This window comes from Clostridium sp. AF12-41, from assembly GCF_003461685.1.
GTDB lineage: Bacteria > Bacillota > Clostridia > Lachnospirales > Lachnospiraceae > Otoolea > Otoolea fessa.
Genome location: NZ_QTXO01000001.1, coordinates 559,687 through 581,126 on the forward strand (window position 1 = coordinate 559,687; position 21,440 = coordinate 581,126).

The following is a 21,440-nucleotide window of genomic DNA, read 5'->3' on the forward strand; positions in this document are numbered from 1 at the left end:
TGAAAACTTCTTCATGAACCTGCTGAACAGACGTCTGTTTATATGTTTACATATGATAGAGCGCCTGCTCAATCCCTTCTTCCGAGACGGACTCCGCCAGTACGGCTTTCATTCCCGCCGCGCTGGCGGTTTTTTCTGTCTTTTCTCCGATACAGACGGCTGTAAATCCGTTCAATGTCTCCTTATCCGGCTGTAAAATATCCAGGAATCCCTGTACCGTCGATCCGCTCGTAAACGTGGCCGCATCGATCGCGCCCTCTTTTAGGAGTTCACGGATGCGCTCTGCAAGCGGCGATTTCTCCGGCGTGATCGTATCGTAAAGTGTCACATCCATATAGGATATTCCGGCAGCTTCAAATGCCTGCGTCAGTTCCGGCGAACCATGTCTGGCGCGCAGGATGCATACGCGTTCGTTCTGCTTCACCTGTTTTGCCAGCCCTTTTCCGAGATCTGCCGCATAAAAGCGTTCCGGAATATAATCTGGGTAAATGCCGTGTTCCCGGCAGACGGACGCGGTTCCCTCGCCGATCACAGCAAAACGCAGATGGGAAAGGCTCCTGAAATCTTTCTGCATCCGGTTCAAAAGCTCAAAGAAATATTGCGCCCCTGCCGGACTCGTGAGCACCAGCCAGTGATACGATTCCAGATTCCGAACCAGTTCATACAGTTTTTCTTTATCCGCTGTGCCAGCATCCGCTTTTTCTGATTTTTTCCAGACCGGTTTTAACTCAATCGTCGGAAATTCCAGCACCTCCGCTCCGGCATCGCGCAGATGTTCCGCCAGCTTCTGGCTGCGCTCCTTCGGGCGGGTAATCACGATCCGTTTTCCTGCCAACGGCTTTTCTTCTCTCCATGCACACGTATCAGCAAGCGCACAGACCTCCCCGATCACAAGGATGGCAGGCGCCTTGACGCCCTGACGCACACCCTCTTCCGGAAGTGTCTGCAGGGTTGCGCGGATCATTCTCTGGGACGCAAGGGTTCCGTTCATCAGAAATGCCGCCGGCGTCTCCGGTTTCATTCCCGCATTCAGAAGCCCCTCACAGATCCTCGGCGCATTCGCAACACTCATCAGAAAAATCAAGGTACCGCCGACCCGAGCAAGTGCCTCAAAATCCAGGGCCGGCATGCCCTCCATACGATGTCCGGTAATCACATGAAACGATCCCGCCAATCCGCGGTGCGTCACCGGGATGCCAAAATATGCCGGAACTGCCAGGCTGGAGCTGATACCCGGAACCACCTCAAACGGGATCTGATGTTTCTTTAAAAATTCAGCTTCTTCGCCGCCGCGTCCAAAGACGAACGGATCCCCGCCCTTGAGGCGCACGATCGTTCCGCCCTTTTTCGCTTCCTCTAATAAAATTTCTAAGATTTCTTCCTGCTTCTTCGAATGGCGTCCACTCCGTTTACCAACGTCAATTTTCCGCGTATGCTCCGGAATCCAGCCCAGTACCGCGTCGCCTGCCAAAGCGTCGTAGACGACGGCATCCGCCTGCTCCAGAAGTTCTCTGCCGCGCAGGGTAAAAAGCCCTGCATCGCCAGGACCCGAGCCGATAAGGTAGACTTTCCCCAGCGGAGACAGTGCAGGCTTTCCCGATAACTGTTCCGCCAATTTTCTTCCAAGCTCCGCTGCTTTCTCTGCCTCCCCCTCAATGGAACCAATACGGACTTCTCCCGTTTCTTCCTTATAATAAAGACCTCGCAGCTTGATTTTTCCATTTTCAAGCACCGCCAAAGCTGCCGTCGGCGACGAACATCCGCCTCCAAGCGTGGCGACAAAGCCCTGTTCTGCCCTGGTTAAGATCGCAGACTCCTCAGAGTGAACCATTTTCACAAAAGGGATCTCCCGGTCACGCCGTCCCTGGATTGCCAGAATGCCCTGTCCTGCTGACGGGATCATTTCCTCCACAGAAAAATAACGGCTGATGCGGTCTGCAAATCCCAGGCGAATCAGCCCTGCCGCTGCCAGAATCAGCGCATCATATTCGCCAGAATCAAGTTTTCGCAAGCGCGTGTTCAGGTTGCCGCGGATCCCCCTAAATTCTGCATCCGGGAATAATCTCTGCCCCTGTAGGACACGGCGGCGGCTGGAAGTTCCGATTACCGGGTGTGCCGGAAGCTCGGATAAGCCTTCGCGCAGAACCAGCACATCGCGGCAGTCTCCGCGCTCTAAAAGCGCCAGCACCGGCAGCTCCTCCGGCGGACAGAGCGGCATATCTTTTAGGGAATGAACTGTCAGTTCGCACCGCCCTTCATAAAGCGCCTGATCCAGTTCTTTTACAAACAATCCCCTGCCGCCAACCGCATCAAGTGGACGGTCAAGCACCTTGTCTCCCGTCGTTTTCATCGTGATCAATTCAAATCCTGTCTCCGGACAGACATTCTGCATCGCTGCGATCGCCATCTTTGACTGAACAACTGCCAGCGCACTGTCGCGGCTGCCTACGCGGATCCTATTTTTATCTGTCAATTTTTAATCTCCTCTATAAAATATATTAAGTATCTTCTACCTCTGCCTCCGCCAGCACGCGGCGTACCTCTTTTGCCACACGATGCGTCAATCCCGGATCCGCTCCGCCAGAAATCAATCCGGCTGTCAGTTCTCTGCCCTGGGCGATCGCCGGGAAATAAAACTCTGACTGACTTTTATCGGAAGCCATATTAAACCAGACGGAATGGCTCGACGCATCCTCCTTGATCCGTGCGTCCGTCCCCGTCTGCCCGGTCGCTGCCAGCGCCATAAAAAAGTTTTTTTCCTGCCAGATCGTATCACGAACTTCCTCATAGGTTTGTTCAATCAGACGGATTTTCCGTGAATCCGCCAGCTTCCGTATCTCTTCCGAAGTGTTCGGTGCAATCACCGTGATCGCTGCGCCAAATTTTTCCAGCACGCCGACCCGCCTCGATGCCACACTTCCAGCTCCCACAACCAGCACCTGCCGATCTGTCATATCTATAAAAATCGGAAAATAGGACATTTCTCTTCTCCCACTATTTTCGTTTGGTAACTGTTCAGTGCCTTCACAGTCACGCGCAATAAATCCGCAGACCTACTGAACAGTTACTTCGTTTGTTTCTATGCCACCGGAATTGAGTTCATCTCTTCAAAACCGTATTTCCGTATTATTATAAGGTTTCACGTTTTATAAATCAAGCATGAGGCAGACCTATTTTTCATTTTAGAACCTCTTTTGTTTCTGTTCACGGGTAGGCACTTTTGGAACCGAAAGTGCCGTAAGAAAACGTGGTGGCAGCAGGAATTTGCCGTATTGAAATGCGAAGCCACGGCAAATTCCGTTACTTTTTACGTATGCGTGTACAGTAACCCTCTTTTATTAATACCCGCATACGTAAAAAGTAATCCTTGTTTTGTCTTGCCAGAACGGTGCAGATTTTGTATACTTATAACACATTTAAATTCAATACAATGAGTATAAAAAGATTGACTAATACCAATAAAGGAGTTACAACGATGGAAGAATTTTACAAAGCAATCGAAGACAAGATCAAAGCTTCCGGCTATCCGGGCGAGGTAAACGGCGAGGATATCTACAACGACATCTGCGATCAGATGGAGGAAAAAGAAAATGGAACCTACCTGTTTCTCTCCAAGAAAGACAATGGCGTCGTATTTGAATACAAGGTAGACATTCTGGATGAGTCTTTCAATCTCTCCTATGTTCATATTACCGCAAATAACGACACGTTTCATATTGATTTTGACAATTAATAGACAATCTTTTCTTGGACATCCCTGTATTTTTGACATACAGGGATATTTTTTTAAGGATTTTTTTGGAAAATGTGAGCATTGCGCCCTTTATAGAGGTCTGTTATAATTATCATTGTTAAAAGATTGACGAAATTATAAACTGCACACAGGGTTGTGTGCCAATCCATGAAGGAGGGCTAAATATGAAAATCCAGAATATTTCCGATGTAAACACATTTTTTAAAGTAATTGATTCCTGCAAAGGAACCGTCGAACTGGTTTCCCCGGAGGGCGACCGCATCAACCTGAAATCCAAGCTGTCCCAGTATCTGTCGATGGCAAATATTTTTTCCAATGGCTATATCAAAGAGCTGGAGCTGGTTGCTTATGAGAAAGAGGACTTAGACCGACTGATTAAATTTATGTATCAGGGAGAGTAAGCTCTCTTCTGAGGTGTACATGGTATGTACGTTGCCGTTGTATAAAAAAATGTTTGAATGATGCGATAGAAACTGTATAAAAAAGCTTTCTGGCTGCATGGCAGATTGGCTCTGCTGCACAGAAAGCTTTTTTCCGTTTTATGAATCTAAGTCAAACCGTTTCTCATACTTCACGCAGTAAACACGCAAACCTTCTAAACAGCTACGCTTCTATCCGCGCCAGCTCTTGAAAGACTTTTTCAATTTCTTCCCGCGACGCCCGGAATGTTCCCTGCACCATCTGGGCGCTCCCGCCGCCGCGTCCCTGCAGACGGGCGTTTAATTCTTTTCCGAATGCACGCATATCACGGCCGAGGCTTCCGGCTGTGTAGTTATAACCTGACGCGTCATCGCCAGAGCACACCAGCACGGTCTCTCCTTTTTCCTGTTCCAATAGCAGATTTGCAAACTGACGCACCAGAACTGGCGTCATGCCCTGCTCAAATACAGCCAGCGCTTTCTGACCCTGCGGATAGACGTCTGCCTGCATGGTGAGAATGCGCTGCCAGAGGCGGTTAATCTCACCGTCCTTGCGCCCGCTCTCCTCTTTCAGATGGCTGACCGCCTCCGCCGCCTTCTCCGGTTTTGCAGAAAGCAGGTTAGAGATCGTCTGCATCTGCTCCGTCTTCGCCTCAAAATTCTCCAGCGCACGGTCACCACAGAGCATGGAGAAACGCACACCGCCCTTGTAATTCATCAGGGAAAGCACCTTGATCACGCCAATCTCTCCCGTGTAATCCACGTGTGTGCCGCAGCAGGCACAGATATCCGCCCCCGGAATCTCTACGATGCGGACCTGACCGGTCAGCTCTTTCTTGCTGCGGTAATCGATGGTTTTCAATTCCTCCTCACCCGGATATGTCACCTGTACCGGAAGATTCGCCCAGACAATCGCATTTGCCTTCTTCTCGATTTCCTTTAACTGTTCCCAGTTAAGCGGACCATTCAGATCGACCGTCACTTCATCGTGTCCCATATGAAATCCGACATTATCATATCCGTATGCGGCATGAATCAGCCCCGATATGATATGTTCTCCCGTATGTTGCTGCATGTTGGAAAAACGCTGTTCCCAGTCGATGGCCGCGTGAACGGTGCTTCCCACCTCCAGCGGCGCGTCCGTCTCATGAACAACCACGCCATGTTTCTCCTCCACATGTGTCACGTGCACTTCCCCGATCCGTCCGGTGTCCGACGGCTGTCCGCCGCCCTCCGGGTAAAATCCGGTCTGGGAAAGTTCCACCTCAAATCCGTGCTTTGCCGGACGGCAGGCGGTGACGATGGCATCAAATTCTTTTACATACGGTGTCTGATAATATAACGGTTCCATTTTCATTCCTCTTTTCATTTCGTTGTACAATGTTCTGTGACAAATCGTTATGGATAAACATCCATGTCGATCCGCCCGGTTATCTCGATTATTTCAACAAAAAATTTATAGTAAAATATTTCCGTCCTAATTTTCCTGATTTATGGAAACTGTGGCAAGCTGCCCCTCATATGATGAAGTGTATAGAAAATCTCGGAGGACATAACCATGAGTGATTTAGCGGCTACCAACTGCGGTTGCGGATGTGATAACAACGGAGGAAGCTGCGGCTGTAATTGTGGCTGTGGATGCGGCGGTTTCGGCAACAACAACTGTCTCTTCCTGATTCTGATTCTGCTGTGCTGCGGCGGATGTGGCGGCGGATGCTTTGATCACGGATGCGGCGGCAACAACTGCGACTGCCTGATCTGGATCCTGCTTCTGTGCTGCTGCTGTGGCGGCGGTGGCTTTGGCTGCTGATAAACATCCGCCCATACCCAGCATATCTTTTGAGAATGCATCCATGTACATTTTAATACCGCAGATTTAACACCATCACATCTTATTTGCGCGTCAACTGATAAATCAATGCATTGCAGATCGCGGCGGCTACATTGCTGCCGCCCTTTCTGCCTCTTGCCACAATATAAGGAGTGTCCGGCAAGGATATAATCAATTCCTTGGACGGCACGACATTGACAAAGCCGACCGGCACGCCGATGATGAGCTTCGGGTGGATTTTTCCCTCCTGAATCAACTCGTACAGACGCACCAGCGCGGTCGGTGCATTCCCAACTGCAAAAATACAGTCTTTTCCCATTTCTGCCGCCTTGTCCATGCTGGCAACCGCACGGGTGGTCCCGAACGCTGCCGCTTTCTTCGCGACATCCTCGTCCGCCATAAAACAGTAGACCTCGCCGCCCAGCGACGCAAGCGCGCGCTTGTTGATGCCGGATTTTCCCATATTCGTATCAGTCACGATGCACGCCCCATTTTTCAGGGCTTCCAACGCCCTATCGACTGCGCCCGGTGAAAATACAAGCGAATCTGCGTACTCAAAGTCGGCTGTCGTGTGAATCACGCGTTTCACAATTGGTGCTTCTTTCTCCGGAAATGTCCGTTCCCCCAGCTCCTCGGTGATAATCTCAAAACTTCTCGCCTCGATCTCCGACGGCAATACCTGACTGAGTTCTTTCATTTTTTCATCCATCTATCTACACTCCCTTTTCCAGAATCCGGTAAATTGCTTCCATATCCAAGTACTTCCGCATCGTGTCTGCCAGCCGGTTGTACTGCTCTTCCCGGTATTTCTCATAATCAAACGACAATCCGCTGACTTCCGGCTCCATTCCTTTTTCTTTCATCAGCGCACAGACAATCGTCTCCGCCACCTCTGCCTTGTCAAAAATGCCGTGGACGTAAGTGCCGTAAAGGTTGTCCCGGCAGCAGCCATCCTGTTTTTCAGTGTGGTTTCCCGCCTGTTCTTCCCTGAGTTTCAATAAACTATGATTTACGGCTTTTTCCTGCTCCTTGATCACGTTCTTAACAATATCACCGCCGACAGATGATGTCTCTCCCATATGTATTTCATATCCTTCCGCCTCCATCCCCGAAAGCCCGGAAAAGATACCGCTGACCGTCCCGAAACATCCCTTGACCTGCGTCCTGGTCTTTTCTTCCTGAAACTGTGTCTGTAACGGCAGAAGCCCCATACCGGAGATCGTACGCCCAGGCACACCCGCCTCGGTTCCTTCCTGATCTGACAGCGTCTGTCCCATCATCTGATAGCCGCCGCAGATGCCCCAGATCGGCGTTCCTCCGGCTGCTTTCTTTAAAACTGCCGCTTCCAGACCATTCTGCCGAATCCAGAGCAGATCCTCGATCGTATTCTTCGTTCCCGGAAGAACAATCAGATCCGGTCGCCCCAGCTCAGACAGGCGGCTCACATAACGCACCGAAACGCCGGGGATCGGGTCAAAGACGTTCAGGTCAGTGAAATTGGATAAACGCGGAAAGCGGATGGCTGCAATGTCGATCCATGCCTCTACATGTTTTTCAGATGACTCGTTTTCCTGTTTAAGGGTATTATTCCGCCCTGTGGATGAAAGGCGGCTGCTTAAGCTATCCTCGTCCTCGATATCCACATCCATGTACGGAACGACGCCGACCACCGGAATCTTGCATAATTTCTCGATCATCTCAACACCTGGATCCAGGATCGTCTTATCGCCGCGGAATTTGTTGATGATAAGCCCCTTTACCATCGCCTGTTCATCCGGTTCTAGAAGCGCTACCGTTCCATAGAGCTGTGCAAACACGCCGCCCCGGTCGATGTCCCCGGCAAGCAGCACTGGCGCACCCGCCATGCGCGCCATTCCCATGTTCACGATATCATCCGATTTTAAGTTGATCTCCGCCGGGCTGCCGGCGCCCTCAATCACGATGATATCGTACTGTTCGGACAAGTGCTGAAACGCTTTCTTGATTTCCGGGATTAGCTGCTTTTTATACTTGAAATATTCCTTCGCGGGCATTGTGCCGATCGGGACACCGCGCACGATCACCTGAGAACCGACATCGCTGGATGGCTTTAAGAGAATCGGATTCATGTCCACCGATGGCTCACAGCCCGCCGCCTGCGCCTGCACTACCTGTGCGCGTCCCATTTCCAATCCCTCGCTGGTAATATAGGAGTTCAGCGCCATATTCTGCGATTTAAACGGCGCCACGCGATAGCCGTCCTGCTTGAAAATCCGGCAGAGTCCCGCCGCCAGCAGGCTTTTTCCCGCATTGGACATCGTTCCCTGTATCATGATTGCTTTTGCCACGGTGAAATCCTCCTTATTTTTGAGTGTCTTACCAAATAATGGTTGCTCAAAGCTATTTAATTCGAAGCTATTTTGTGCTTAACCGAAACTATTTTTCTGCCATTTGTCCTTTCAAATGACAGAGGCTATTTTATGGGTTCGTTTTATATTACAAATTCACATTGTGTTTTTCTTCAGATTGTACCTCTTTCAAAATATTTATCAACCTTTCATTTTCTCCCCGGTTCCGCACCGCCACCCGGTAATAATGACGGTTCAGCCCTTCAAAATTCTCACAGGCGCGAATCAAAATGCCATGCTCTAAACATCCCTGTTTGTAATCGCGCGAATCCTCATCCGGCGAACGGAACAACAGATAATTTGTCTGGGACGGATAAACGATAAATCCCAGTTCTTCCAGTTTTTCCGCCAGCCGCGGACGTTCCGTCTGCAAAGATTTAACCGTCCATTCCAGCAGATTTCCTTCTGAATGATCCGCCAGTACCGCAAATGCCGCCACCCCGCCCGCCTGTGCCGGAGCCGAGACACTCCACGGCTGGCGGAACTTCTCGAGGCGTTCCCGGAGTCCGGCATTGGGGATGATGCCATAGCCCAGGCGAAGGCCTGCCATTGAGCAGATTTTGGTCAAGGCATTTAAGAGGATAACGTGATCTCCAACACCATTTAACAAATTTCCAACAAACGAACATTCTCTCCGTGTATCCAAAAACCACTGAAAACACTCGTCCAGCATAAGCCAGGTATGTGTTTCCCGGCAGACCTCCGCCAACCTTTCCAGCTCGGTGGCTGAAATGGCGCGCCCTGTCGGGTTATTGGGATTTCCGAGAATCAAAATTTTTTCCCAGACGTTTTCACGTTTAGAGGATAAAGTTGGGACCGAATCTATCTTCGATGCATCCCCGGAGCCATCGCAAAGCATGGCATACAATTCTTCCCTCGCACTCTCCAGGGAAAATCCATTTTCATCCTTTAAATGAAGCCACCGGATCTCGCAGCCGCACATCCGAAGCGCCTGCTCATACTCCGAAAATCCCGGTGCCAGCAAAATCGCCTGTTTGGGCCGAATCGCTGAGACAACTGCATATAAAATATCCGAAGCACCGTTTCCAAACACGAGCCAGTCCTCCGGAATCGGCGTGCCGTCTGCCTCATAAAAAGCAGCCGCTGCACGCCGCAGCTTCCGGCATAAAGCATCCGGATATTGTTCCCAAGCAGCCGCCGATGCCATCACAGCATCACGGACAGCCTGCGGCATTCCAAGACGATTTGTATTGACTGAAAAATCTAACTCTACGGCTGCATCACCGTAAATATCGCCGCCGTGCGTGTATGGCATAGATGCTTCCTCCCTGTTGTTCCCTCTTTTTATATATTCTTTATCTGTTTACTGTTCTCTTATTTCGTTCTGTTTTGTAATTGTTCAGTAGGTCTGCGCATTTACTGCGCTGACCGTACGAAAACATGGGCCAGCAGGCAAAAATCCCATTGCCGCAGGCAATTTTTAATGGATTTTTGCGCGTGACTGTGAAGGTACTGAACAGTTACTCTGTTTTTAATATTTTTATCATTCCGGAATTCTTCCAATTCTATAAAAACAGAATCACACCGCGCACCACCAACGCAATAATCCCCATAATTCCCGCCGCTCCATACATCAGGCGGTTGACACGGCGGATGTCCTGCGGTTCAATCGGGTGTATCTCATCACCGATATATGGCTTCGGAACTAACTTGCCGAAATACCAGGCATCGCCCGCCAGTCGCAAGCCCAGCGCGCCGGCGCATGCCGACTCGGTCTGCGCGGAATTGGGGCTTTTGTGGTTCCGGCGATCACGCCGCCAGATACGGTAAGCATTCTTTCCGTCATATCGCAAAAGGTATGCAGATACTATCAATAAAAGCGCTGCCAGACGCGACGGAATCAGGTTTACCAGATCGTCCAGTTTTGCTGCCGCGCGTCCAAAATGCAGATACCTGTCATTTTTATATCCGACCATCGAATCCATCGTGTTGACTGCCTTGTACAGCCAACCAAGAAGCGGACCTCCAATCGCCAGATAAAACAAAGGCGCAATCACTCCATCCGACGCATTTTCCGCTACCGTCTCAACTGCCGCCCGTGCGATCCCCGCCTCTGAAAGAGGTTTCGTATCGCGCCCGACAATCATCGACACTGCATAGCGGGCTCCCTCGATCTCTCCCGCCTCCAGCTTCCGGCAGACCGCCATGCTCTCATCCCGCAAGGAGCGCGCCGCCAGCAGATAGTAAGTCATGACCGCCTCGACTACTGTCTGAATCCAGATGCCGCCCAGACGGGAAATCCAGAGGATTCCGCCTGCCACACTGCCTGTCACAAGCAGCACCAGACACACAAAAAGAACGCCCGCGCGGCGTTCCCCCCGTTCCGTTGCATGCTTTTTTCCAGCTGGACGCAAATATTTTTCCAGCCACACAATCAGATTTCCGAGCGCCCGGACCGGATGCGGCATCGAATGCGGATCACCCAGGCACAGATCCAGAAGATAACCTGCCAGAATCGCAGCTAAGTGATATCCGACCATTCTACCTTCTATCATTCCTGTCAATACTTTACTGATTGCTGTCATTTTGTCTACTCCCAACTATTCTTTTATTTGATCCGCATTCCCAGACCGCAGATAACCCGGTGCACTTCCTCCGAATATGCGGCGATCCGCTGGCAAATGCGCCCGTCTGTCTCCCGGTAATCGCGCTCAAATGCTTCCATCGGCACAATGCCGCAGCCGATTTCATCCGCCGTCACGAATGCATCCGGATTTTCCTGCATCAGGCGTTCTGCAAACACGTATGGATCGCGCCCGGCTTCCATCTCACGCCTCACAAACAGTTCAAAATGCGTGATCAGATCCGCCTGCATGATCGTCTGTTTGTCCGTTTCTAATCTCCCATCCGCGATGCGTGCCGTAACTCTACACGCTTCTGGATTTTTCGATCGATTCAGAACGGTGGATAAGTCTTTTGTTTTCCTCCGTTCCAAAGTACGTTTTTCCCACAATTTCATCGCATACGCTGTCTTTCCTTGTTCCCTGCCGCCAATTATAAAAATCATTCTGCTTTTCCTCGCTTAAAAATTCAAAAACCGCAGGCACGTACCTGCCAGCCGCATCGCCGCCAGCACCAGCACCACATTCCGCTCGCAGCTCTGCAGAAAATGCCCTGCCAGATCGCCGTTGATGCCGCCAAATTCCCGCATGGAAAAACGATAATAACAAACGAAAGTCACAAGGGCTGTTAAGGCTGCCAGAGCGCCGCGCAGATGTCCCCAGTAAATCATCCAGCTGATCGCCAACACTGCTAAAACTGCCATACTCACGCGAACACCCTTTGTCTCGGCACTTCTGGAAAATTCAGCGGCAAGCCCGTCCTTTTTCGCCTTTGGAAATGCCACCACCGAATAGCCGCTGCAGGCGCGTTCCAGCATAAGCGCCCCCGGCAGCAGCCACACATCTGCTCCCACAAGCTCAGAAACTGCCCCCGCATAGAGAAGCAGGTACAGCCCCAGACCGATGATCGCAAACGCCCCCGTATGGGGATCTTTTAAAATCGCCAGCTTTTTTTCCCGCTCGCCGTAGGAATGGCGCGCATCCGTCACATCGAGATACCCGTCCATATGGATTCCACCGGTAATCAATAGTGGAACTACCGTCAACAGGCAGGTCTGGAACAGAACTCCAGCACCCAAAATTTCACAGAGCGCAAACGTGGCTATCTCTACCGCTCCGATCACCGCCCCGATCAGCGGAAAAAAACAAAGCGCATAGCGCATCCGCTCTTCCGTCCAGTCCATGCGCGGCATCGGAATGCGTGAATACATGGAAAATGCAATGACAAAACTTCCTATCAGATTCAATCTTCGATCCCCCTGACTCTATTCTGGCAACCATAACTTTAGCAGGCATTCCGCTCTGTTCCACTCACTGACTACCCTACATCTTTTGTCCTTTCACCGGCTGCAAAAACAGGTGTTGACACCGCAAGCGGAATTCCATACACCACTTCCGTCACCGAATCCGCCATCTGTCCCAGTTCCCGGTTGATCCGTCCCAGAAGCTCTATGTACCGCTCCGATTCCAGATCATACGTCACACCGTCCGAAAAGATCTCATTCGTTACAATGATAAGGTCATGGCACTGGTTTTGCAAGTGTTTTATTCCTTGCAGAATCCGCTCTTGCGCACCATTTTCCTGAGCATAAAATTCATTGAGGACAAGGTTGGACATACATTCAAGGAGAAGCACTGGTTTTTGTGCCACTCGGCAGGACTCCCAGCGCTTCAAACTATCGTTTTCCTGTTCAGCGTCCAAACCAGCCGAATTGGACTCTTCGAATCTCTCCTCTAATTCTAATGTTTCTAACCCCGTATACCGCTCAATCGTCTCAAACCCTTTTGCCGCGCGCATCCGCCGATGGCGCTCCACCCGTTTTCTGCCTTCATCATCCCAAATCCGCATCGTCGCCAGATACCAGAGTGTCCCACCGTTCCTGTTCCGGCACTGCACGGCAGTCTGTTCGGCATATTCAGACTTACCGCTGCCACTGCCGCCTGTAACTATATATAACATCGTTCATTTATCCTCTTTTTCACCGAATTGCAGCAGTTTCCATGCTTTAAAAACATACGCAAAAAATGTTTTAATCCGTATATCTCATCACACCAGCGGCTTATATTCCTCTATTTCCATCTCCGCAAACGTATCCATATCCCGGTAAATGGACAGCGCCATATCCAGCAGTGGAAACAGCGCCAGCGCCCCTGTACCTTCTCCGAGTCGAAGTCCCGCCTGGATAGCCGGAGTTACTCCTATCAAATCAAGCAGCCAGATAGACGCCGGTTCCGCCGATACATGGGCTGCCAGCATATAGTCCGTCGCTGCCGGTGCAATTCTTCCAGCAGCTGCCGCCGCAGCTGCCGCGATAACCCCGTCAATCACAACCGGAACATGATAGATGGCACCGCCCAAAAAAGCACCTGCCATCGCCGCCAGATCGAATCCGCCTACCTTTTGCAATACCTCCATGCCATCCATGGGATCCGGGTGATGCAGTCCGATTCCACGCCGGATTACCTCCGTTTTCCGTTTCAATCCAGCCGAATCTAAACCCGCCCCAGCTCCAGTGACAAGTTCTGGATCCTTTTGCAGCAGAACCGATGCGACCGCACTGCTGGTCGTCGTATTGCCGATCCCCATTTCACCCACTGCAGACAAGCGGTACCCCTGCTCCTTCAGCACACGCACTGCATCGATTCCCGTCAAAATGGCTGTCAACACCTCCTGGCGCGTCATCGCTGCTGCTTTTGTAAAATTGGAAGTCCCGCGCCGGATTTTCCGTTCTGTCAGGGGATGAAGTTTCCCCTGATGTTCCACCTCACAGGCGATTCCTATATCGATCGGAAACACGTCCGTTTCTGCCTTTTCTGCCATCAGGCAGGAGCAGCTCCTCCCGCGTGTCATATTCGAAACAACTGCCGCTGTAACCTCCTGCCCGGTCTGTGATACCCCTTCTTCAACCACCCCATTATCCGCGCAAAAAATCAAAAGCGCACGCTTGGAGAAGTCTGGCACTTTCTCCCCCTGCGCTGCCGCCGCCCGCACAATATCTTCCTCCAGGACTCCCAGACTGCCAAGCGGTTTTGCCACATGCCCCCAATGCTTTTCTGCCTGCTCCCGGATTGTCTTGTCCGCTGGTACAATCTGTTTCTTAAGCTGGTCAAACCGTATTTCCAGCTCTTTTTCCGAAAAATGCCGAAAATCTTCCAGGGATTCCAATGTCTTCATATTCTCCTGCTGCATCTATATGTTCCTCCCGTTTTCGTTTCCGCCCTTTTCCATGGGTCCGTGAACGGGCGTACCCTTTCAGTCTATCGTTTACCGGTTCAAAATTCCGCCTATGATTGTACCATCGACCGGAACAATACGCAAATACAAATTTGTTCTCACACCGAAAACGACACCACCCACCCGGGCAGTGCCGTCTTTTTTAAACCCATCTTATAAAATTCTATTTCACATATCCATACAAAACATATAATCTCAGGAAGCGCAATCACTTGATCCTCACGCAACTCCTTTCAACATCCACTCATACGCATCATACGCCGTCCGCAGGGAAATCTCGGCAGTCTCTAGTTCTGCTTTTTTCTGCAGATAAGACGCCTCACCCTGTAAATACGTTGCTTTATTAATCGCACCGGACTGATACTTAATCTGGGTGGCGCCGTATGTTTTTTCGGCAGACTGGTAGGCTGCCTGCGCCGCGTCACGTTCTAGGCTTAATGCCGCTATCTCAGCGTACTGCTCATCCGCTGAGGCGCTTGCGGCGCTCTCGGCTTCCTCGATCTGCTGGTGGCGCAGCTTGCGCGCCGCATCTCCGGTTGCGGAGGATCGTCTGGCTGATTTGACACTGGAACTTGCAACGACAGCTGCCGCGCGGTCCGCATCCAGATTCATAGAAGCCAGTTCCGTTGCCGATACGGCTGGAATTTTCCCCAGCGTAATAGAAGTTCCGCTCTTTCCAAGTAAAATGGCAAGCTGGCGCAGCGCCTTATTTGCCTGATCGGTCGTGGATTGTAATGCTGTCTGGGCGCTTAGCAGGTTTTTCTGCGCCTGCAATAAGTCTGTCTCCGTGCAAAGCCCCGCTGCCAGCTCCCGCTCTTTGCGATCTGCCTGCGCCTGATAGTTCTCTGCCGTCTTGGCAGCCGCCTCCACCTCGTCCTGAAGCTGCCGGCAGGTGCCCCACTGGATCTGTGCGGTCTTTACGACCTGCCAGACCGTCCGGTTTCTGGACGCACGGCTTGACGCCGAATTTAAGGAAGTGAGCGACTTTTTATACTGCTTCGCTGCCATCGACAGCGTTTGTGCATTTCGCTCATAGGTGCCGATCAGTGCCTCATCTCCGCCCGCATCTTCGAGCTCATCTGCTTTATAGTTCATATCCCGGGCACCGGAAATCATCGCATCGTAGGCTTCCTGGTAGACGGCAAGGCTGTCCTGATAACTGTAATCGGCGCTGACAGCCGTTCCATTGCCGCGCCGCACCAGCGCCTCCAGTTCCCCGTACTCTATCACAGAATCCGCTAGCTGTTCCTCCGTATAGGAGCCGGACTGGCTGGCGATCGTGTTGTCTGCGCTGTTTTCGGTTATGGTGCCATCTTCCAGCGCCGGACCATCTGCCTCGCTGTCTGAATCACTTTCTGTGCCGGAAATCAAAGGCGTTTTCGCCGCCTGCGCCGGGCTCGATACAAGAATACAAGCCGCCAGGGCAATTCCGATCGAACGACTCAATCTGCTTTTTCCGATTCGTTTCACATTATAACCGTCCAGATGCACATCCAAAGCACTTGCACCGCTTCGGTCTCTTTCTTGCCCCTTGCGCATCTTTTGCTCTGTCCCAGCTTCCGCGTTCATCCATTTTCCTTTCAGATTTCGCATCATCCGCCCACCCCTTTCTACTGCGTGGACGCCAGTCCGCCCACCGCCCACTGGTAGGCGAGCTGCGCCTGGAGAAGCGACATCGCTGCCGTCTCTTTTGCCACGGATGCCGATTCATAGGAATAGGTTGCGCTCTGGTATGCGTTCTGGCTGATAAGTCCGGCTGCCAGCTTGCGGTCGTTGGTCTGTTTCGTCTTTTCTTCTAATTCAAGGCTGCGTTTTGCCTGTTCATACTGTGCCTCAGACAACTTCAGATTCTGATAAGCCGACTGGACATTCGACTTGACTGCCTCCTTCCCGCTGGTCAGAGTTGTCTGGTACTGCTCTTTAAGGGTGCTTGTCATCGCATTGTTGACCTGACGTGCCAGAATCTTTAACTGATAATTATTTTCCTGTGCTTTCGCAATGTCCTCTTCGAGGTTGACCAATGCACTCATCTGTTCCTGCGGGTCCGGTAATGCACAGATTTCTACTGATGCGCCATATTTCCATCCAAGCATCTGGCACAGGGATTCCTTCGTCGATGCAATACTGCTTTCCGCCGTGGTGATAGACGCCTGCGCCTTTAAAAGAGTCTCCTTGGCATCCAGCACATCCGTCTGTGTCCCATTTCCGGATGAGAGCTTTAAGTTCGCTGTCTCATAGTCTTTTTCTGCCTTGGACACCTGGTTCTGCACACTCTTTAAGTTTTCCTGGGCATTCCAGTACTGGATCATCAGGTTCTGCGCCTGCTGTACCAACGATTTCTCGGTCTGCGTATACCCCCACGCCTTAACATTCGCATCATCGACGTTATTATCGCCCTGCTCGCGCATCTGGGTCGCGGAAGTCTCGCTTCTCTGTGCTGCTGCCAGTGCGGAACCATAATTCGCATCATCTGAATCCGGGTACTCGATACTGCTCTCGATCTCATCTGCCGCGTCATAATATTCCTGCGCGATCTCATTGCTGTCTTTGCCCTGATAATCTTTGTACTCGATCCGGTTCTTCTCCACTGTGCTGTTGTACTCATGGATCCGATCAGCAATCTCGTCAAATTCGAGCTTATCATCCTGCAGCGAAGCCCATTTTTCTGTAGAATATGCAAACTGCGGGCTGGCTGCCAATGCCTGAACCGGCACACCTGCCGCCAGGAATACTCCCAGTGAGCAGGCTGCCACGCCAGAGGCAATCCGGCGGGTCAGGCATAATCTTCTATTTTGATTCATGTATGTCACTCCATTCCGATCTATCTGATTTTAATTTCCGCAGCAAATATTTTATTTCCTACAATATTTTTTCAATTAACCTATATCTAATCCACATCCGGTATCTCTTCCTTCGGTTTCCGGCTCAGCAGTGCGTAATATACTGGAACCATGAAGAGCGCGACAATCACACCTGCGCTCAGACCGCCGATATCTACGATCGCCAGACCCTGTGTCGTGGAACCGCTGCTTCCGATTGCCAGTGCCATCGGAATCATCGAGAGGATGGTTGTCATACTTGTCATCAGAATCGGTCGGATACGGGTCGCACCTGCCTCGATGAGCGCTGTCCGCAGATCCATCGTGGAGCGATACTGGTTGACCGTATCCACGTAGAGAATACCGTTATTTACAACAGTTCCGACCAGAATCAGGAAGCCAAGCAGGGACGTCATACTGATGCTGACGCCGGTCAGCTTCAGTAATCCGAAGGAACCAACCAAACTGAACGGGATGGTCGTCATAACCATGATGGAAAACTTCACAGACTCAAACTGTGCCGCCATGACAACGAATACCAGGAAGACTGCAATCGCAATCGCGCGGTACAGGGAGCTGAACTCACTCTTCATCATACGGTCACGGCTGTTCTGCCCAATGCTGATTGTACCGCTTAAGTTCGGAGTAATTACCTCACTGTTGATTTGCTGCTGTACATTATCACCGGTGTAATCGGCAGAGATTGTGATCTCATATGCACCGTCGGTTCTGGAAATCGAAGCCGGACTGTCCTCAAATACGACATTTGCCACATCGGTCAGTGCCACCTTCTGTCCGTTTGTTCCCGTCAAAATAATATCTTTTATGTTATCAACTGTCTCGTACTCGCCCTCCGGATACTCAACCGTTACCGTAATGTCCTCGCCGTCAATTTTAAGTGTCGTCGCGTCGATACCACTCAACATCTGGTTAATCGTCGTTCCGATACTGGAAGCCGTGAGTCCATACGCCTTTGCCATGACTGGATCAATCTTCAGGGTAATGATCGGTGCATTATTCTCAATACTGGAATGGATGTTGATGACATCCGTTCTTGCTGTCATTTCCTTGACAATCTTATCACTAACTTCTTTTAATTCATCATACTGCGTGCCGTGAAGAATCACTTCATAGCCGCGCTGTCTTCCCATGAAGCTCATGGAAGTCGATGCCGATACGTCGATCGTACAGTTTGCAATGTTATCCATCTCTTTCTGCCACTGATCGGCTACATCGTCTGTTTTCATGGTACGGTCATCTTTCAGATAGGCACTGATCTCGCCGCTGTCTCCGTTGTAACGCAGCATGTACGAATCAACCTGGTTGCTCGCGGAAACAATCGCCTCCGCTTCTGCCAGCGCCTCCTCGATCTTTTCCTGTTTCAGACCCGGACGCGTCTCAATGCTGACACTGACCGTACCGGTATCATCCGATGTCATCAGCTCCGTCTGCATTCCGCTCGCCAGAATTACCGTCAGTACAAGTACCAGAACCGAAAATCCCATAACCATCGCTTTGTGGTTTAACAGACGGTCCATGATGCCGCGGTACCATTTCTGTAAACGTTCAATCGGACGTCCCATCAGGGCGCGCTTCGCCTCGCTCGGTTTGTAGAACAAATAGCACAGTGGAACCACCGTCATCGCAGAAAGCAGGGACGCCGACATACAGAACACGATCGTGAATCCCAGCGGTTTGAACATCTGTCCGGTCATACCGTTTAAGAATGCCAGCGGCAGGAATACGACACAGGTCGTGATCGTCGAACCGATGATCGAATTGATGACAATGCCGGTTCCGTGAAGCGCTGCTGAAAAATAGCCAAGCGCCCCCTTGTCTTCCTGCTCCGCCGTTGCACGAAAACAGCTCTCCAGTACAACGATCGAGTTATCGACCATCATGCCGACGCCGAGTACCAGCGCACTCATCGTGATAACGTTCAACGAAAATCCTGCCATCGTGATCGCAATCAAGGACATCAAAATCGAAGTCGGAATGGAACTTCCGACGATCAGGGACGCCTTATAATCGCCAAAGAACAGGAAAATGATGAGCATGGAGATGATAACCGCCAGAACCATTGTCTCTGCTACGTCTTTTAAGGAATCAAGAATCGTGTCAGATGTATCATTTGCAACCGTGATCGTCAGATCCGAATCATCTGCCATCAATTCTTCAATTTTCTCTTTTACAGCCGAGGACACTTCCATATCTGTGCTGTCCTGCTGCTTCTGAATCGAAACGGAGATCGTCTCCTGACCGTTGTAACGGGAAATGCCGCCCCGGTCTTTCGTTGCCTCATACACATTTGCCACATCCGACAGAGAAATAATCTGTCCTGCCGGCGTCTTGATTGGAATATCCTGCAGCTCATTTACCTGTTCTGTTTTTAAGGAGGTAGTAACGGAAAGCTCCAGGTTTCCGGCATCTGCCTCACCCGACGGGGATGCCACGTTCGCATCGTTAATCGCACTCGCAACATCCTGCATGGTCAGATTGTATTGATCCATTTTTTCAGACTGTAATTCAATGCTGACGTACTTAGAAGAACCGCCTCGCGTCTCAATGTTTGCAATTGAAGAAATTCGCTCTAATTCAGGTACTATCTTCTGATCCACATAATCGTAGAGGTTTGTCTGCGTTTTATGTGCAATCGAAAGCATCATGCTGTCTCCTTGATTGGAGTTCATCGACATAACGCTCGGTTCCACATCATCCGGCAGCGCCCGCTGGATATTGTCCAGTTTCTGCTTTAAGTTGTCATACGCCTCATCCATATCGGTGCCGTAATCGTACTGAAGCATGATCATCGAACGTCCATCGCTCGATGTGGAGGAAATCGTGTCCACGCCTTCCATCGTGCCGATCGCCTCCTCGATCGGTTCGGTTACCAGCTCGCTGATATCCTCCGGTCCTGCGCCTGAATAATTTGCCATGATAATCAGCATCGGCGTCTCCATATCCGGCATCTGCTCCAGCTTTGCCGAAAAGACCGATGAAATGCCGAATACAACCAGACACAACAGAGCCATGACAGTAGTAACCGGATGTTTCAGGATATATTTCGTTACTCCCATGTCTTACATTCCTCCTGTCCTACTGTTTCTGTCCATTTTTTGCATCGTTCGGAGCACCTGCATCACCCGCAGGCTGATCGTTTCCGCCATCTGCCGGAGCACCCGCTTTCTGTCCATTTTCAGACCCTGCCGAGGCATCAGCTTTTTGGTTTCCAGCTTCATCCGCTGCTGCCGCATCTGTTTCTTCACCCTTTAAGTTAACAGTTGAACCCTCATAAAGCTGGGAACTCCATGTACTGATGACGAGATCATCTGCCGTCAGCCCCGACTTGATCTCCGCCAGCTCTGTATTATAAAGCCCCACTTCGACTTCCACTTTATGTACCGTTCCGTCCTGGTAAACATAGACATTTCCAACGCCGTTATCATAGTAGATCGCATCTACCGGCACAGTCATGACATTCTCTGCACGCTCAGAAGTTACTGTTACCTTGACAGTACTTCCCGTTGAAAGGCTGTTCGCCTCCGGCAGCTCTGCCTTTATCTTAAACAGACCGTTGCTCTCGTCCGCCATGCTGCTGACATCGGTAATCACACCATCATAAGTCGTTCCATCTTTTACAATCGTCATCGCGTCGCCCTGGTTTAAGTTGCTCATAACACGCTCGGATACGTAGAACGATACCCTTTTATCTCCCTCACCGGAGATAACGCAGAGCTGCGCCTGCTGGTTGACATGATCATATACATCAATATCCATCGTCTCAATCTTGCCGGAGATCGGTGCGGTCACGGAACTGTATTCCACCTGACGGTCGTAGTTTAATTTTGCCGATTCATAATTTAACTGTGCCGTCTTCGCCTGGTTCTGGTACTGCTCCCATTCCTGATCAGAAATATCTCCTCCCTGATAAAGAAGCTGCATACGGCTTAAATTGCTCTGTGCCTCGGTCAGGTTAACAGAGGCGGAGTCCATCGCATTTTTCGCCGTCTCAACCTGTTCGGTATTGATCGTACAGAGAAGCTGACCCGCTGCTACCATATCACCGACGCTGACGTTGACGCCCGTCACATCGCCGGATGCCTTCGCATAGACATAGACAACGTCCGATGCCTCGACAGTACCGGATGTGCTGGTTGTCCGCTCGATCGTTCCGATCTTTGGATTCTCAGCCGCAACCGTTGCCACATTGTCCATCTGCGTGTCCTGCATACCGCCCGGACCGCCGCCTGGACCTCCTTTGCTGCCGCCCTTGAAACGCATAAAAAGCGCCGTAAGTACGATCAGCACCACCACCGCGATGATGGCTGTTTTCTTTTTATTCTGCTTTGCCGCTTCCATCAGAGAAGATAGTTTACTCATTTCGCATATTCCTTTCTGGTTTTTCCTAATTGT

At 50.8% G+C, this 21,440-nt stretch carries 18 protein-coding genes; 3 read left to right on the top strand and 15 right to left on the bottom strand.

Annotated elements, in window-relative coordinates; translation table 11 throughout:
- Positions 1-46 precede the first annotated feature (46 nt).
- Positions 47-2,473: a hydroxymethylbilane synthase gene (gene hemC / locus DWV73_RS02460; protein WP_242995706.1), complete on the bottom strand. Its 2,427-nt coding sequence runs from the start codon at positions 2,471-2,473 to the stop codon at positions 47-49.
- 25 nt (positions 2,474-2,498) lie between these two features.
- A complete protein-coding gene (locus DWV73_RS02465; RefSeq protein WP_117795481.1) occupies positions 2,499-2,981 on the bottom strand; it encodes a bifunctional precorrin-2 dehydrogenase/sirohydrochlorin ferrochelatase in 483 nt (160 codons plus the stop codon).
- Positions 2,982-3,475: 494 nt separating this feature from the next.
- Here DWV73_RS02465 and DWV73_RS02470 point away from each other — a divergent pair, with 494 nt between their 5' ends.
- Together DWV73_RS02470 and DWV73_RS02475 are read left to right on the top strand one after the other, a co-directional pair.
- Positions 3,476-3,733 carry a hypothetical protein gene (locus DWV73_RS02470; protein WP_022359554.1) on the top strand — a complete coding sequence of 86 codons (258 nt, stop codon included), beginning with the start codon at positions 3,476-3,478 and terminating at the stop codon, positions 3,731-3,733.
- 185 nt (positions 3,734-3,918) lie between these two features.
- On the top strand, positions 3,919-4,155 hold the full coding sequence (locus tag DWV73_RS02475; RefSeq protein WP_022359553.1) for a hypothetical protein: 237 nt from the start codon (positions 3,919-3,921) through the stop codon (positions 4,153-4,155).
- Between the two features lie 202 nt (positions 4,156-4,357).
- Here DWV73_RS02475 and DWV73_RS02480 read toward each other — a convergent pair whose 3' ends face one another.
- On the bottom strand, positions 4,358-5,524 hold the full coding sequence (locus DWV73_RS02480; protein ID WP_117795483.1) for an alanyl-tRNA editing protein: 1,167 nt from the start codon (positions 5,522-5,524) through the stop codon (positions 4,358-4,360).
- Positions 5,525-5,731: 207 nt separating this feature from the next.
- Here DWV73_RS02480 and DWV73_RS02485 point away from each other — a divergent pair, with 207 nt between their 5' ends.
- Positions 5,732-5,983 carry a hypothetical protein gene (locus DWV73_RS02485; protein WP_022359551.1) on the top strand — a complete coding sequence of 84 codons (252 nt, stop codon included), beginning with the start codon at positions 5,732-5,734 and terminating at the stop codon, positions 5,981-5,983.
- 82 nt (positions 5,984-6,065) lie between these two features.
- Here DWV73_RS02485 and DWV73_RS02490 read toward each other — a convergent pair whose 3' ends face one another.
- The 12 genes from DWV73_RS02490 to DWV73_RS02545 all read right to left on the bottom strand — a co-directional run bounded on the left by DWV73_RS02490 (position 6,066) and on the right by DWV73_RS02545 (position 21,407).
- The gene (locus tag DWV73_RS02490; protein ID WP_117795784.1) at positions 6,066-6,701 is read right to left on the bottom strand and encodes a precorrin-8X methylmutase; all 636 of its coding nucleotides are present in this window, start codon (positions 6,699-6,701) and stop codon (positions 6,066-6,068) included.
- 16 nt (positions 6,702-6,717) lie between these two features.
- Positions 6,718-8,331, bottom strand: coding sequence for a cobyric acid synthase (locus DWV73_RS02495; protein ID WP_117795484.1), 1,614 nt, complete (start codon positions 8,329-8,331; stop codon positions 6,718-6,720).
- A 148-nt stretch (positions 8,332-8,479) separates the two neighbouring features.
- Positions 8,480-9,667, bottom strand: coding sequence for an aminotransferase class I/II-fold pyridoxal phosphate-dependent enzyme (locus tag DWV73_RS02500; protein ID WP_117795486.1), 1,188 nt, complete (start codon positions 9,665-9,667; stop codon positions 8,480-8,482).
- 250 nt (positions 9,668-9,917) lie between these two features.
- Complete coding sequence (gene cbiB / locus DWV73_RS02505; RefSeq protein ID WP_242995707.1) at positions 9,918-10,937, bottom strand: adenosylcobinamide-phosphate synthase CbiB; 1,020 nt, start codon at positions 10,935-10,937, stop codon at positions 9,918-9,920.
- 23 nt (positions 10,938-10,960) lie between these two features.
- Complete coding sequence (locus DWV73_RS02510) at positions 10,961-11,419, bottom strand: bifunctional adenosylcobinamide kinase/adenosylcobinamide-phosphate guanylyltransferase (protein WP_117795490.1); 459 nt, start codon at positions 11,417-11,419, stop codon at positions 10,961-10,963.
- Positions 11,420-11,434: 15 nt separating this feature from the next.
- Positions 11,435-12,220, bottom strand: a complete 786-nt coding sequence (locus tag DWV73_RS02515) for an adenosylcobinamide-GDP ribazoletransferase (RefSeq protein ID WP_117795492.1) — start codon at positions 12,218-12,220, stop codon at positions 11,435-11,437.
- Between the two features lie 71 nt (positions 12,221-12,291).
- Positions 12,292-12,933 (bottom strand): bifunctional adenosylcobinamide kinase/adenosylcobinamide-phosphate guanylyltransferase, encoded by a 642-nt coding sequence (locus DWV73_RS02520; RefSeq protein WP_117795494.1) that lies wholly within the window; start codon positions 12,931-12,933, stop codon positions 12,292-12,294.
- Positions 12,934-13,020: 87 nt separating this feature from the next.
- Positions 13,021-14,163 carry a nicotinate-nucleotide--dimethylbenzimidazole phosphoribosyltransferase gene (cobT, locus tag DWV73_RS02525; RefSeq protein ID WP_117795496.1) on the bottom strand — a complete coding sequence of 381 codons (1,143 nt, stop codon included), beginning with the start codon at positions 14,161-14,163 and terminating at the stop codon, positions 13,021-13,023.
- A gap of 264 nt (positions 14,164-14,427) precedes the next feature.
- A complete protein-coding gene (locus DWV73_RS02530) occupies positions 14,428-15,747 on the bottom strand; it encodes a TolC family protein (RefSeq protein ID WP_207661030.1) in 1,320 nt (439 codons plus the stop codon).
- 71 nt (positions 15,748-15,818) lie between these two features.
- Positions 15,819-17,009, bottom strand: coding sequence for a TolC family protein (locus DWV73_RS02535; RefSeq protein ID WP_117795500.1), 1,191 nt, complete (start codon positions 17,007-17,009; stop codon positions 15,819-15,821).
- Positions 17,010-17,095: 86 nt separating this feature from the next.
- A complete protein-coding gene (locus DWV73_RS02540) occupies positions 17,096-20,104 on the bottom strand; it encodes an efflux RND transporter permease subunit (RefSeq protein WP_117795502.1) in 3,009 nt (1,002 codons plus the stop codon).
- 19 nt (positions 20,105-20,123) lie between these two features.
- The gene (locus DWV73_RS02545; RefSeq protein WP_242995708.1) at positions 20,124-21,407 is read right to left on the bottom strand and encodes an efflux RND transporter periplasmic adaptor subunit; all 1,284 of its coding nucleotides are present in this window, start codon (positions 21,405-21,407) and stop codon (positions 20,124-20,126) included.
- Positions 21,408-21,440 lie beyond the last annotated feature (33 nt).

Coding starts and splice junctions, on each gene's coding strand:
- DWV73_RS02465 (WP_117795481.1), bottom strand. CDS start 2,981: ATGTCCTATTTTCCGATTTTTATAGATATGACAGATCGGCAGGTGCTG.
- DWV73_RS02470 (WP_022359554.1), top strand. CDS start 3,476: ATGGAAGAATTTTACAAAGCAATCGAAGACAAGATCAAAGCTTCCGGC.
- DWV73_RS02475 (WP_022359553.1), top strand. CDS start 3,919: ATGAAAATCCAGAATATTTCCGATGTAAACACATTTTTTAAAGTAATT.
- DWV73_RS02480 (WP_117795483.1), bottom strand. CDS start 5,524: ATGGAACCGTTATATTATCAGACACCGTATGTAAAAGAATTTGATGCC.
- DWV73_RS02485 (WP_022359551.1), top strand. CDS start 5,732: ATGAGTGATTTAGCGGCTACCAACTGCGGTTGCGGATGTGATAACAAC.
- DWV73_RS02490 (WP_117795784.1), bottom strand. CDS start 6,701: ATGAAAGAACTCAGTCAGGTATTGCCGTCGGAGATCGAGGCGAGAAGT.
- DWV73_RS02500 (WP_117795486.1), bottom strand. CDS start 9,667: ATGCCATACACGCACGGCGGCGATATTTACGGTGATGCAGCCGTAGAG.
- cbiB (WP_242995707.1), bottom strand. CDS start 10,937: ATGACAGCAATCAGTAAAGTATTGACAGGAATGATAGAAGGTAGAATG.
- DWV73_RS02510 (WP_117795490.1), bottom strand. CDS start 11,419: ATGATTTTTATAATTGGCGGCAGGGAACAAGGAAAGACAGCGTATGCG.
- DWV73_RS02520 (WP_117795494.1), bottom strand. CDS start 12,933: ATGTTATATATAGTTACAGGCGGCAGTGGCAGCGGTAAGTCTGAATAT.
- cobT (WP_117795496.1), bottom strand. CDS start 14,163: ATGCAGCAGGAGAATATGAAGACATTGGAATCCCTGGAAGATTTTCGG.
- DWV73_RS02530 (WP_207661030.1), bottom strand. CDS start 15,747: ATGCGCAAGGGGCAAGAAAGAGACCGAAGCGGTGCAAGTGCTTTGGAT.
- DWV73_RS02535 (WP_117795500.1), bottom strand. CDS start 17,009: ATGAATCAAAATAGAAGATTATGCCTGACCCGCCGGATTGCCTCTGGC.
- DWV73_RS02540 (WP_117795502.1), bottom strand. CDS start 20,104: ATGGGAGTAACGAAATATATCCTGAAACATCCGGTTACTACTGTCATG.
- DWV73_RS02545 (WP_242995708.1), bottom strand. CDS start 21,407: ATGAGTAAACTATCTTCTCTGATGGAAGCGGCAAAGCAGAATAAAAAG.